We start from the raw sequence: 12,801 nt of genomic DNA on the forward strand, positions 1-12,801 counted from the left end.
ATCGGGCCGTGGTTCACTTGCGCTCCTCCGCGCCCGGCCGGTCCTCGCGGTGCCGGCCGCCGGGCAGGAACTCCTGGACCTTGGCCTTGAAGCCCTGCCGGACCATGCCGGCGCGGTCGCTGTCGCCCTTGAGGATCGAGGTCGCGGCGGCCTCGATCTGGTCGAGGGTGGCGTGCGGCGGGATCGGCGGCACGGCGGGGTCGGTGACGAAGTCGAGCACACAGGGCCGGTCGGCGGCCAGCGCGGCCTCCCAGGCGCCCCGCACGTCGCCCGGCTTCTCGATCCGCATGCCGTTCAGGCCGAGGGAGCGGGCGAAGTCGGCGTAGGCGACGTCGGGGATCGACTGGGAGGGCAGGAACTGCGGGGCGCCGGCCATGGCGCGCATCTCCCAGGTGACCTGGTTGAGGTCCTGGTTGTTGAGGACGGCCACGATCAGCCGCGGGTCCTCCCACTCCTGCCAGTACTTGTGGATGGTGATCAGCTCGGCCAGACCGTTCATCTGCATGGCCCCGTCGCCGACCAGCGCGATGGCGGGCCGGTCGCCGTGCGCGAACTTGGCGCCGATGACGTACGGGACGCCGGGGCCCATGGTGGCGAGGGTGCCCGAGAGCGAGCCGCGCATCGCGCCGCGCAGCTTGAGGTGGCGGGCGTACCAGTTGGCGGCGGAGCCCGAGTCGGAGGCGAGGATGACGTCGTCGGGCAGCAGGTCGTTCAGGGCGTGCGCGACGTACTCGGGGTTGATCGGCTCCGCGTCGACGGCGGCGCGCCGCTGCATGACCTCCCACCAGCGGGAGACGTCCTTCTCGATCTTCTTGCGCCAGCTCTTGTTCTTGTTCGCCTTGAGCAGCGGCAGCAGCCGGGTCAGGGTCTCGCGGGCGTCGCCGACGAGGTTCACCTCGAACGGGTAGCGCATGCCGACCATGTGCGGGTCGATGTCGATCTGCACGGCCCGGGCCTGCCCGAACTCGGGCATGAACTGGGTGTAGGGGAAGGACGACCCGATGACCAGGAGGGTGTCGCACTCCTCCATCAGCTCGTACGAGGGCCGGGTGCCGAGCAGGCCGATGGAGCCGGTGACGTACGGCAGGTCGTCGTCGAGGGCGTCCTTGCCGAGCAGCGCCTTGGCGACGCCGGCGTTCAGCCGGTCGGCGACCGCCATGACCTCCTGCCGGGCTCCGCGGGCGCCCTGCCCGACGAGGATCGCTACCTTCTCGCCCGCGTTGATCACCTCGGCGGCGCGGGTCAGGTCCTCGTCGCCCGGCACCGGCGCGTAGTGCGGCATGCCCAGGCTGGAGGGGACCATCTTGAAGGCGTGCTCGGGCGGCGAGTAGTCCAGTTCCTGCACGTCGGCGGGGATGATGACGGCGCACACCGAGCGGCGGGCCATGGCGGTGCGCATCGCCCGGTCCAGCACGTTGGGGAGCTGTTCGGGGACGGTGACCATCTCGCAGAAGTCGGAGGCGACGTCCTTGTAGAGGCTCAGCAGGTCCACCTCCTGCTGGTAGGAGCCGCCCATGGCGCTGCGGTTGGTCTGCCCGACGATCGCGACCACCGGAACGTGGTCGAGCTTGGCGTCGTACAGGCCGTTGAGGAGGTGGATGGCGCCCGGTCCGGAGGTGGCGGCGCAGACGCCGACCTTGCCGGAGAACTTGGCGTAGCCGACGGCCTCGAAGGCGGCCATCTCCTCGTGCCGGGCCTGGATGAACCGCGGGTTGTCGTCGGCCCGGCCCCAGGCGGCGAGCAGCCCGTTGATGCCGTCGCCGGGGTAGGCGAAGACGTGCTCCACCCCCCAGTCGCGCAGACGCTCGAGGACGTGGTCGGAGACCTTCATCGACATGTTCGAGGACCTTTCGGGTGGTTGCTTTCGAAGGCGCGGTCAGGGGCGGCGCAGGCGCCCGAGGGCGCCCCGGCCGACGGTGGCCGCGACCGCCGCCGTGAGGCCCGCGGCGCCCGCGGTGGCCGCCCACCGGGCCGTGCGGGAGGGATGGGCCGGCCGCTCGGCCAGCCGTTCGGGCTGCTGACTGGGCAGGTTCCCGTCGAGACCCAGGGCAAGCACCTCGGCCAGGTGCAGGGCCCGGCGGCCGGTGTCGCCCTGTTCGATCTGGGTGCGGCAGCTGAAGCCGTCGGCGAGCACCAGCGCGTCGGGGGCCGCCTCGCGGACGGCGGGCAGGACGCCCTGTTCCGCGACGGCCATGGAGACCTCGTGGTGGCCGCGTTCGAAGCCGAAGTTGCCGGCCAGGCCGCAGCAGCCCTCGTCCAGGACGTCGGCGTCGAGATGGGCCCGGCGCATCAGTTCCCGGTCGGCGTCGAACTTCATGACGGCGTGCTGGTGGCAGTGGGTCTGCACGGTCGCCTGCCGGGCGAGGCGCGGCGGCCGCCAGCCGTCGGGCGCGTGGTGCACCAGATGCTCGGCGAAGGTGCGGACCTGTCCGGCCAGCCGCTTGACGTCCTGGTCGGCGGGCATCAGCTCGGTCGCGTCGGACCGGAACACGGCGGTGCAGGAGGGTTCCAGACCGATGATCGGGGTGCTCGCGTCCAGGTAGGGCCGCAGTACGTCGAGGGTACGCCGCAGCACCTTCCGCGCGGTGCCGAGCTGCCCGGTGGAGATCCAGGTCAGGCCGCAGCACACGGGTTCGGTGGGGACGGCCACCCGGAAGCCGGCGTCCTCCAGGACCCGTACGGCCGACTTGGCGATGGACGGGTGGAAGTAGGTGCTGAACGTGTCGGGCCAGAGCACCACGGTCCGCGGGTCGGCCGGGTCCGGATCCTCGGTGTTCCGTGCCCGCCACCACTGCACGAAGGACTGCTCGGCGAAGACCGGCGCCTGCCGCTCCCCCGCCACGCCCGCGAGCGCCTTGCCCGCGCGGGCCAGGCCGGGCGCCCGGAGCAGGGTGTTGACCAGCGCCGGGGAGATCCGGGAGAGCCGGGCCCACAGCGGCAGCCAGCCCATGGAGTAGTGGGCGGGCGGGCGCGGCCGTCCCTCGTAGTGGTGGGAGAGGAACTCGGCCTTGTAGGTGGCCATGTCGACGTTGACGGGGCAGTCCGACTTGCAGCCCTTGCAGGCCAGGCACAGGTCGAGGGCGTCCTTGACCTCGGTGGAGCGCCAGCCGTCGGTGATCGTGGAGTCCGGGTGGCCGCCGAGCATCTCGAACAGCAGCCGGGCCCGGCCCCGGGTGGAGTGCTCCTCCTCCCGGGTGGCCCGGTAGGACGGGCACATCACGCCGCCTTCGTGGCTGCGGCAGTTGCCGATGCCGACGCAGCGCATCACCGCGCGGGTGAAGGAGTGATCGTCCTCCGGGTAGCCGAAGTGCGTCTCGGGCGTGGCCGGGCGCCAGTCGGCGCCGAGCCGCAGCTGTCCGTCGACCGGGTTGGGGTCGACGACCTTTCCCGGGTTCATCCGGTTGTCCGGGTCGAACAGCGCCTTCATTTCCCCGAACGCGGTGACGAGCCGCGGCCCGAACATGCGGACCAGCAGTTCGCCGCGGGACTGGCCGTCGCCGTGCTCGCCCGACAGGGAGCCGCCGTAGGAGGCGACGAGGTCCGCGGCGCGTTCCAGGAAGCGGCGGAAGTCGGCGACGCCCTCGGCGGTCTTCAGGCCGAAGGGGATCCGGGTGTGCACGCAGCCCTGCCCGAAGTGCCCGTACAGGGACGGGTGGTCGTAGTCGAACTCCTCGAACAGCTTCCTCAGGTCGCGCAGGTAGTCGCCGAGTCGTTCCGGCGGGACGGCGGAGTCCTCCCAGCCCTCCCAGGTCTCCCGGTCGTCCGGCGGGCGCGCGGTCACCCCGAGCCCGGCCTCGCGGGCCCTGAGCATCTTCTGCTCGCGTTCGGGGTTGTCGGAGAAGGCCACGCCGGGGTCCTCCTCGCCGCGGCCCAGCGCGCGCAGCAGGGCGTTCGCCTGCTCGTCCACCTCGTCCTGGCTGTCGCCGCTGAACTGGACCAGCAGCCAGCTGTCGCCCTCGGGCAGGACGGCGAGGGAGTCGAGGTAGGCGCCCTCCTCGCGCATGAGCTGCGCCATCCGTCCGTCCAGCGCCTCCAGCTGGCTGGGGTCGCAGTGCTCCAGCAGCCGGGAGACGTCGTCGCCGGCCCGGCAGATGTCGTCGTAGCCGAGGACCAGGATCGACTGGTGGGCGGGCACCGGCACCAGTTCGAGTTCGGCGCGCAGGACGGTCACCAGGGTGCCCTCGCTGCCGACCAGGGCGCGGGCGACGTCGAAGCCGTTCTCGGGGAGCAGCGAGTCGAGGTTGTAGCCGGAGACCCGGCGCGGGATCTTCGGGTAGCCGCGCCGGATGTCGGCCAGGTACTCGCCGGCGATGCGGTCCAGCCCGGCGTAGATCTCCGCCTTGCGGCCGCCCTCGGCGGCGATCCGGGCCCGCTCGGCCTCCGACGTCGGCCCGACCCACGTCCGCAGTCCGTCGTAGGTGAGGATCTCCAGCCGGCGCACGTTGTCGACGGTCTTGCCGTACGCCTGTGCGGACGCGCCGCAGGAGTTGTTGCCGATCATGCCGCCCAGCGCGCAGTGGCTGTGGGTGGAGGGCTTCGGCCCGAACTGCAGTTTGTGGTCGGACAGCCGGTCGTTGAGTTCGTCCAGGACGATGCCCGGTTCGACCACGCAGGTGCGGGCGTCGGGGTCCACGGAGACCAGGGCGTGGCAGTACTTGGTCCAGTCGATCACCACGGCCGTGTTGGTCGACTGCCCGGCGAGGCTGGTGCCGCCGCCGCGGGAGAGGACCGGGGCGCCGAAGCGGGCGCACACCTCGACGGCCCGCGCTCCGGCCTCCACACTGCGTGGGACCACCACGCCGATCGGCACCTGGCGGTAGTTGGAGCCGTCCGTGACGTACGCACCTCTGCTCCCGGCGTCGAACCGGACCTCGGCGTCCACGGTCTCGCGCAGCGCCGCCTCCAGGGCCGGCACGTCCACCGCGGGGTTGTCGAGGGGGGGTGTGCGACTCATCAGGGGCAACCGCCTTCCGGGATCCATGGGACCTGTGCGCCGTACGCGCCGCGCACCGCGCGGCGCGTACGGAGGCGGCGGGCCGGACCGCCGTCGCCGGGCCGGGTACCCGCCCTTGCAGTGTGCAAGGGTGCCTTTCGCCGCGCGCGGCGTGCGGGGGCGGGCGGATCGCGTCCGGTGCGGCGCGGACCGCGCGCGCCCGCGGCGGCCCCGGCCGTCCCGAAGCGGCCGGGGCCGCCCGGCGGTCCGGACCCGCTCGTGACCCGTGTTGGCCCGGTCGGGTGACGGCTTCGGTCCGGTCGTCGTCCCGGTCGTGGCGCCGGTCAGGCCCGGGGGCCGGCGGCGGCCCGCAGCCGGGACATGTCGACGACGCGGTCGGCGGCCTCCTCCACGACGGGGTCGTGCGTGGCGACCACGGTGACGCAGCCGTGCCGGTGCGTCGTCCCGGCGAGCAGGTCGACCAGGCCGGCCGCCCGCTCCCGGTCCACGGCGGCCGTGGGCTCGTCGACCAGCAGCAGTTCCGGTTCCAGGAGCAGGGCCCGGGCGATGGCGATGCGCTGCCGCTCGCCGCCGGACAGTTCGTCGGCGCGGTGCCGCAGCCGGTGCGCCAGGCCGACCTCCGTCAGCAGTTCCTCGGCGCGGGAGCGCATGCCGCGGGGCGGGCGGCCGGCGATGGAGGCCGCGGCGAGGAGCTGTTCGAGGGCGGTGAGGCCGCTGAGCAGGTTGCCGCTCTGGAAGACGTAGCCGACGCGCTCGCGGCGCAGCCGGGCCTGCTCGGCGGAGGACAGCCGGGCGATGTCCCGGTCGCCGAGCAGCACCTGTCCCGAGTCCGGCCGCAGCAGCGCGCCGGCGACGGCGAGCAGCGTGGACTTGCCCGACCCGGAGGGGCCGACCAGTGCGGTCAGGGCCGAGGGGGCGAAGCGGACGCTCACCTCGCGCAGCGCGGTGGTACGGGACTCGCCGCGGCCCAGGGTCACGGTGACGTCGCGCAGTTCGAGGCTCATCGGCCGGCTCCCAGCATGGTCATCGGGTCGACGGTGGTCACTTTGCGGAGGGTCACGGCGGCGCCGGCCAGACCGACCAGCACGACGGAGGCCATGGTGGTGGCGAGCGCGGTGCCGGGCAGGCTGAACGGGACCTCGGAGCCCACCAGCACTCCGAGCCCGGCGGCGAGGGCGGCGCCGACCGCCGTGCCCGCGGCGACGACGATGCCCGCTTGGGCGAGGGTGTGGCCCAGGAGGCGGAGCCGGGAGGCGCCCAGGGCCCGCAGCAGGGCCAGTTCGGGCCGGCGCTGCACGGTCCACACCGCGAAGAAGGCGCCGACGACGAGCGGGGCGATGGCGTACAGGAACGCCTGGATGGAGGTCATGGTCACGCGCTCGCCGGTGTAGCCCGGCGCGGCGGCGTAGGCGTCCTCGACGGTGCGGGTGCGGGTGCCCAGGGCCCGGTCGGCGGCGGCGAGGTCCGCTCCCGGCCCGGCCTTCAGGGCAACGGCGCTGTACTGGCGGGGCGGTTTCGCGGCGGCGGCGCCGGGTGCGGCGAAGCGGATCCGCTGCCAGGTCGTCACGGGCAGGTAGGCGACCGCCACGTGGCCGTAGGAGGAGCGGCCGGTGGTGCCCCTGACCTTCAGGGTGACGCCCAGCCGGTCGACGGTGAGGGTGTCCCCGACCCGTACGCCGTCCTTGACCAGTTGCCGGGAGACGACGACGCCGTCCGGTTCGGCGGCGGACAGGGCGGCGCCCGAGGAACTGCCGGGGTCGAGGAAGGAGCGCGGCTCGATGCCGAACGCGGCGAAGTCCACCTCCACCTTGCGGTTCGTGGTGCCGCGGGCGATGGAGACGCCCAGCGGGGTCGCCTCGACGTCCTCGCGGCCGCGCCAGCCGTCCAGTTCGCCGCCGCCCACCAGGCTGCGCGCGAACTGGTCGGAGTCGGCGCCGCGGGCGAAGGCTAGGTGGGTGGCGGGGAGTCTGCGCAGCGCGGAGATCGTGTCGTCGCCGAGTCCGGTGGTGAAACCGCTGACGATGCCGACGAGTGCGGCGACGAGGACCACGACGCTACCCATGAGGAGAAAACGGCCGCGGGCCGCCTTCAGTTCGAGCAGGGCCAAGTACACGGGGTTGCCTTCCAGGGGGTCTTCGGTCTTGGGGACACTGTGTCCCCAAGACGATAGGAGATGGCGACAACGCGTCCCCAAGCGGGGGTGCCGAGTGCACTCGGGGGAAGACGGCCCCCGGGCGGGCGGCCGGGCCCCGTCCGGTCGTGCGCGCCGAGAGCACACACCTGACAGGGCGGGGCCCCGCCCTGTAGGGCGCACGGCGGGGATCGTCCGGAGTACTCCCGGTGCCGCGGCAGGCGGTTCGTCCGTCGAGGAGCGGTGTCCGGTGTGTGGCCCCCCGGCCGCATGCTCGGGCGTGCCGGCCGGAGGCCCTCGTACCGGATGTGTTCGAACTTCCGGCCGGTGCGGCGGGCGGGGGGCCTCCCTGCTCGAACGGCTCGGGGAAGGCCTGCCGGGCGTCGCGACGGGGCGGACCTCGCCTGTCGCGGCACTGGCTAGACTGGCGTGCGTGCCCAAGATCCGTGCCGCCTCCGTCGCCGACCACCGGGCCCAGCAGCGCACGGCGCTGGTCCTCGCGGCGCGCGAGCTGCTTCAGGAGGGCGACGCCTCGGCCGTCACCTTCGCGGCGGTGGCCGCGCGCACGGGTCTGGCCCGCAACAGCGTCTACAAGTACTTCGCCGACCGCCGGGAGCTGCTCGCGGAGGTGGTGCGCGAGGCGACGCCCCGGTGGACGGCCCGGATCCGGGCCGAGATGGCGGCCGCGCACACCCCGCAGGACCGGGTGGCGGCCTATGTGCGCGCGCAGCTGACCCTGGTGCGCGACGGCGAGCACAGGATCGCGCAGGCCCTGGCCGGGGACCGGGACGCGGCGGTACTGCGCGAGGGCGCGGCCGAGGCGCACGCGGAGATCCTGCGGCCGCTGATCAACGCGCTGGACGAGCTAGGCGACGACGCCCCGCACCGCACCGCACGGCTGCTCCAGGGCTTCGTCAACGCGGCGACGACGGCCGTCGAGTCCGGTGACGACTTCGCGGCGGTGACGGAACGAGCGGTCCGCCTGGCCACGGCGGCCGTGGCCTCGCTCGCCGACGCCCCGGCCCCCGGCCCTCGCTGAGGCGCCGCAGCGCCCCGGGGCCGGACCCGGACGCCGGGTGGGCATGGACGTGCCCGCGGCCCAGTGCGGCCACGGGCGGGGGCGAGGGCGGCGGGCCGCCGCCGGGGTCAGCCGTCTCCACGCCGGCGGCGGATCCGGTCGGCCACCTCGTTGCGTTCGGTCTCCCACCACGGGCGTACCCGCTCGGCGGCCGGCGCCGACGGCGCGAGCGGTTCGCCGGCCGGCGGGGCGACACGGGCGAGTTCGGCGTCCAGCCGGCGGTCGAGGACCGCGTTGCCCACCCGCTCGGCACGGGCCCACTGCACCAGGATCGCCAGCAGGAAGGGCAGTGCGACGAGTTCGGCGATGCCGAGCATGGCGCCGCCGCCGATCTGCTGGTCGTGGCGGACGTCCGGGGACCAGGCCGGGGCGTGGTGCAGGTACCAGGCGCCCGCGATCAGCGTGCCGTGCGTCATCACGACGACGCCGGGGACAGCGTCGACGATGCCGTCCAGGAACACCAGCGCGGCCCGCACCGGATGCGTGCACCAGGAGGGCAGCGCCTGCTCATGGGTGAGCACCGGTACGACGAACAGACAGCCGGCCGTCAGCAGGTGCAGATACATCAGCTCGTGCAGCCAGCCGACGCGCAGCGCGGTGGCGAAGTACGGCGTGAAGTAGACGACCAGTTCGGTGGCCAGCACCAGAGCCGTACTGACCAGCGGAAACGTCAGCACCCTCACCACCCGGCCGGAGACCGCCCGCCGGACGCGGGCCGCCCCGCGCTCCGGCAGCGCCTCGACGGCGAGCCGCAACGGGTCGCCGAGGGCCAGGCCGAGCGGGGCGAGCAGATCGAGCAGCACGTTCTGCACCGCGGCGGGCCAGAACAGGACGTGGTCGTAGACGGCCAGCGCCGACATCGTGGCCACCACCAGCGCGCCGAGGCCGAGCACCGCGAAGGCGGCGGTGCGGGCCGGCGGCCAGGATTCGCCCCGGCGGCGCAGCCGCAGCACACCCCAGCCGTACAACGTGCCGAGGGCCACCACCAGCACCAGCGCGGGCACGTCCGGCTGCCAGGAGGACAGCAGCCGGCCCACTCCCGGCGCCGCGGCGCTCCCGGCCGACGGATCGGTCACCGCATCGGCGATCACGCGCATCGTTCTCCTTCTGCCCACCGGGGGACGAACCGGCACAGGTCCACTGCGCGACGGTAGCCCCCCTCGGCCGCTCGCCCGGCGGCGGGGGGTGCCCGCCGGACGGCCGGGCGGCCGCCCGGCCCGGCCGCGGTCCGCCTCCGGCCGGAACGGCAGCGGGGCGGACCGGAGCGCGGTGGGCGGCGGACCACTGCCCGGCGGCGGAGCCGGCTACGGCGTCACGGGCTTGCCGCCGAAGGTCACCACCAGGCGGCCGTCGGCGGCGTACGACCACGCCAGGGCGCCGCTGTACGAGGAGCACCGGGACCCGTTCGAACCCGTCCAGAACTGGTTGGAGCCGTCGGCGTCGCCCACGATCTTGTCGTTGGAGCCGCTGCCGCCGCGGCAGGAGGTGTCGTCGCGGAACACCGAGGTGCCCTCGTCGAACGAGAAGTTGCGCTGGGCGTTGTCGATGCTGATGTCGTCCGACAGCGTGATCGTGCCCGGGTTGCTGTTGTAGGTGAACCCGTGATGGCCGTTGTGGTAGGCGATGCTGCGGCGCACCACGTGGTCGACGCCGATGTCGGAGCCGCCGAGCTTGTAGCCGTTGCGGTCGCCGCTCTTGTTCTGGGTGCCGTCGGTGAGGGTGCCGTTGTCGTAGGAGAGGGAGTCCTCGATGGTCACCGGGCCGATGGCGCCGGTGTCGCTCTTGGTGAAGAGGTCCCAGCCGTCGTCGATGTTGTTGTGGGAGACGTCGTAGCGGAAGACGTTCCCGGTGCCGACGGTGAGCTTCGCCGCGAATCCGTCGGCGTCCTCGCCGTCGGAGTCGGCGTTGTCGTGGGACTCCGCGCTCAGCACCAGGTTGTCGGACGGCCACTGGCCCCTGGGCGTGCTGGAGGCGATGCGCGAGATCTGCAGGCCGGTGTCGCGGTTGAAGCGGGTCACCGTGCGCTCGACGACGTTGTGGCTGCCGCCGACGAAGATCCCGTTGTCGCCGGCGTGCTGGACGACGATGCCGTAGACGTGCCAGTAGTCGCCGTTCAGGGCGAGGCCGCGGTTGGCGGGGTCCTCGGTCATGGCCGAGAAGTCCAGCACGGGGGTCTCGCCCGGATAGGCGGACAGTGTCGTACGGGCGCCGGCGGTGCCGTTGGCGCCCGGCGGCACGGTCACCGTCTGGGCGTAGTCGTAGGTTCCGCCGCGCAGGTAGATCGTCCCGCCGGAGGTGACGCGGCTGATCGCCGAGGCCAGCGTCGTGGGGTCCGACTGTGTTCCGGCGGCGCCGGCGCTGCCGTTCGGCGCCACGTACAGGGCGGAGCCCGACGGCGGCGTGGTGGTGCCGCCGGCCACCTCCGCGTCGAGGTAGTCGATGTTGGCGAGGCCGGCCGAGGTGGTGGGGCTGAGGCGGACGGTGTTTCCGCCCGCCCTCACCGGCACCGTGAGGGTCTTCGTCACCCAGGTGTTCCAGGCGCCGGTGGCCTCGAACGACGCCGAGCCGGCCGCCGAGCCGTTCACCGTCACGTCCGCCGGGCGTGCCGCGGTGGTCCCGTTGGCGAACCGGACCTTCAGCGTCGCCGTGCCCGCCGTGGCCGCGGTGACGGTGAACTGCGCCGACGCGCCGACCGCGTTCGTGCCGTTGCAGAACCCGCTGCCGGAGTAGCCGGACCAGTCGGAGTCGATGGTGCCGGTGCAGACCGCTGGGGAGCTTTCGGCCTCGTAGCGGGTGGCCGCGGCCTGCGCCGTGGTGCCGGACAGCGCGACGAGCGCACCGGCCAGCAGTCCTGTGGACGCGACGACAGCTCTGAATCGCATCGTGTTCCCTCCGGATCGACGGGGGTGATGGGTGGGTGCGGGAGACGTTCGGCGAGGCGGACGACGGACGGTGACCGGTCACCGTGCGGCCGCACGGGGAAAGCGCTTTCTGGCACGCTAGAAGCTTGCCGTGAACGCGTCAATGGATGCGTACATGATTCACATTCAGGTACGTGAATCGCATCGCATGCCGGAGCCCGCACCGGCGTCGTGGCCGGGCCGCACGTCTCACCCCCACTCCCCCGGCGCCGGAGCGTGCGGATGGACGGGGCAGGTGGGTCCGCGCGGAACGGACCCACCCGGGTGGCGTCCACGTCACCTCGAAGCGGCACCCGCGGGGGACGTCCCGGTTACCCGGACAGGGCCTCCGCGTCACTCGGGCGGGGCGTCCGCACCGTCCTGACGGAACGTCCGCGTCACCGCGGCGGGCCGGTCACCGCCCGCGGTGATGCGGGCGACGGCTTCGAGGGTGAGGGCGCGGTCGTGGGGTTCGCTGGTCAGGGCACGGTGCAGTGTCAGGCCCTCGATCAGGGCGTCGAGCTGGCGGGCGGTGTCCGGGTCGAAGTGCTTCTCCAGGTGCGTGCGGCTGCGCCGCATCCATTCCCGGGTGAGTTCCCGGTAGACGGGGCGACGAGCGGCGAGGGTGTAGAGCTCCTGGGTGAGGACCAGGTCGCGCTGGGCCCCCTCGGACAGGCCGTGCACGAGGTCGGCCACCGCCGCTCGCGCCTCGCCGGGGTCCGCCGCGCCGGCCAGGTGCGCGTCGAAGACCGCGACGATGTGGTCGGTGAAGCGGCCGAACGCCTCGCGGAGCAACTGGTCGATGCCGTCGAAGTGATAGGTCATCGAGCCCAGGGGCACCCCTGCCCGGGCGGCGATCCTGCGGTGGGAGACGGCCGCGAGACCCTCGTCGGCGATGAGGTCGAGGGTGGCGTCGATGATGCGCTCGCGGCGCCGGGGGTCGGCGTGTCCGGTCGCCATGGCGGGAACCTCCGCGACTCAGAGGGCACGTACCGGCCGGGCGGGGTTGCCCACGGCGACGACGTCGGCGGGGACGTCCTTGGTGACCACCGCGCCGGCGCCGATGACCGAGTTGTCCCCGATGGTCACGCCGGGCAGCACGATGGCGCCGCCGCCCAGCCACACGTTGTTCCCGATGGTGATGGGACGGGCGGCTTCGAGCTTGTCCCGCCGGGCCTGGGGCTCCAGGGGGTGGGTGGGGGTGAGCAGTTGGACGTTCGGGCCGATCTGGCAGTCGTCGCCGATCACGATCGCGGCGACGTCGAGGGCGGTCAGGTTGTAGTTGACGAAGGTGCGCGCCCCGATCGTGATGTTGCTGCCGTAGTCGACGTGGAGCGGCGGCCGTACGTGCGCTTCCTCGCCCAGGGAGCCGAGGAGCTCCGCCAGGACGGACCCGGCGGCGTCGGCGTCCTCCAGGTAGGCGGCCTGGTACCTGGCGGCCAGCCGCACCGCCCGCTGCTGCCGGCGGGCGATCTCGGGGTCGTCGGCGATGTAGGGGTCACCGGCCAGCATGCGTTCCAGGTTGGTCCGGGGATCGTTCGCGAAGTGGTCGACAGACATGCGTACGATCGTACACTCGCTGAGTGTACGATCGTACGCTCTCGACTCGCCGGGGCCGGCGGACCCGGCCGCCCGGCGCGCCCCGGAGCCCGGCCCGGCTCCCGCGAGGGGCGCACGGGGAGCGGCGGTGAGCCCTGTACGCGCCGCCGCGTCCGGCGGAACAATGCGCCACGGTCAT

The 12,801-nt window shown here is 73.4% G+C and carries 9 protein-coding genes; 1 reads left to right on the plus strand and 8 read right to left on the minus strand.

Annotated elements, in window-relative coordinates:
- Positions 1 to 13: 13 nt before the first annotated feature.
- The 4 genes from ACF061_RS25685 to ACF061_RS25700 form a co-directional block, all read right to left on the minus strand.
- Entirely contained in the window at positions 14 to 1,837 is a 1,824-nt protein-coding gene (locus ACF061_RS25685) for a thiamine pyrophosphate-requiring protein (protein ID WP_392269319.1), read from the minus strand.
- Between the two features lie 39 nt (positions 1,838 to 1,876).
- On the minus strand, positions 1,877 to 4,954 hold the full coding sequence (locus ACF061_RS25690; protein WP_392269320.1) for an FAD-binding and (Fe-S)-binding domain-containing protein: 3,078 nt from the start codon (positions 4,952 to 4,954) through the stop codon (positions 1,877 to 1,879).
- A 323-nt stretch (positions 4,955 to 5,277) separates the two neighbouring features.
- Positions 5,278 to 5,958, minus strand: coding sequence for an ABC transporter ATP-binding protein (locus ACF061_RS25695; protein ID WP_392269321.1), 681 nt, complete (start codon positions 5,956 to 5,958; stop codon positions 5,278 to 5,280).
- Positions 5,955 to 7,067 carry an ABC transporter permease gene (locus tag ACF061_RS25700; RefSeq protein WP_392269322.1) on the minus strand — a complete coding sequence of 371 codons (1,113 nt, stop codon included), beginning with the start codon at positions 7,065 to 7,067 and terminating at the stop codon, positions 5,955 to 5,957. The genes ACF061_RS25695 and ACF061_RS25700 overlap by 4 nt, the downstream gene beginning before the upstream one ends.
- A gap of 451 nt (positions 7,068 to 7,518) precedes the next feature.
- Between ACF061_RS25700 and ACF061_RS25705 the strand changes: the two genes are divergently transcribed.
- Positions 7,519 to 8,124 (plus strand): TetR/AcrR family transcriptional regulator, encoded by a 606-nt coding sequence (locus ACF061_RS25705; protein ID WP_392269323.1) that lies wholly within the window; start codon positions 7,519 to 7,521, stop codon positions 8,122 to 8,124.
- A gap of 107 nt (positions 8,125 to 8,231) precedes the next feature.
- On the opposite strand, the gene ACF061_RS25710 is transcribed toward ACF061_RS25705, so the two are convergent.
- The 4 genes from ACF061_RS25710 to ACF061_RS25725 all read right to left on the minus strand — a co-directional run bounded on the left by ACF061_RS25710 (position 8,232) and on the right by ACF061_RS25725 (position 12,623).
- On the minus strand, positions 8,232 to 9,260 hold the full coding sequence (locus tag ACF061_RS25710) for a cytochrome c oxidase assembly protein (protein WP_392269324.1): 1,029 nt from the start codon (positions 9,258 to 9,260) through the stop codon (positions 8,232 to 8,234).
- A 207-nt stretch (positions 9,261 to 9,467) separates the two neighbouring features.
- A complete protein-coding gene (locus tag ACF061_RS25715) occupies positions 9,468 to 11,045 on the minus strand; it encodes a carbohydrate-binding protein (RefSeq protein ID WP_392269325.1) in 1,578 nt (525 codons plus the stop codon).
- Positions 11,046 to 11,417: 372 nt separating this feature from the next.
- Positions 11,418 to 12,023, minus strand: coding sequence for a TetR/AcrR family transcriptional regulator (locus tag ACF061_RS25720; protein ID WP_392269326.1), 606 nt, complete (start codon positions 12,021 to 12,023; stop codon positions 11,418 to 11,420).
- 18 nt (positions 12,024 to 12,041) lie between these two features.
- On the minus strand, positions 12,042 to 12,623 hold the full coding sequence (locus ACF061_RS25725) for a sugar O-acetyltransferase (protein WP_392269327.1): 582 nt from the start codon (positions 12,621 to 12,623) through the stop codon (positions 12,042 to 12,044).
- Between the last annotated feature and the right edge of the window lie 178 nt (positions 12,624 to 12,801).

Source organism: Streptomyces sp. NPDC015220 (assembly GCF_043079345.1).
Taxonomy (GTDB): Bacteria; Actinomycetota; Actinomycetes; order Streptomycetales; family Streptomycetaceae; genus Streptomyces.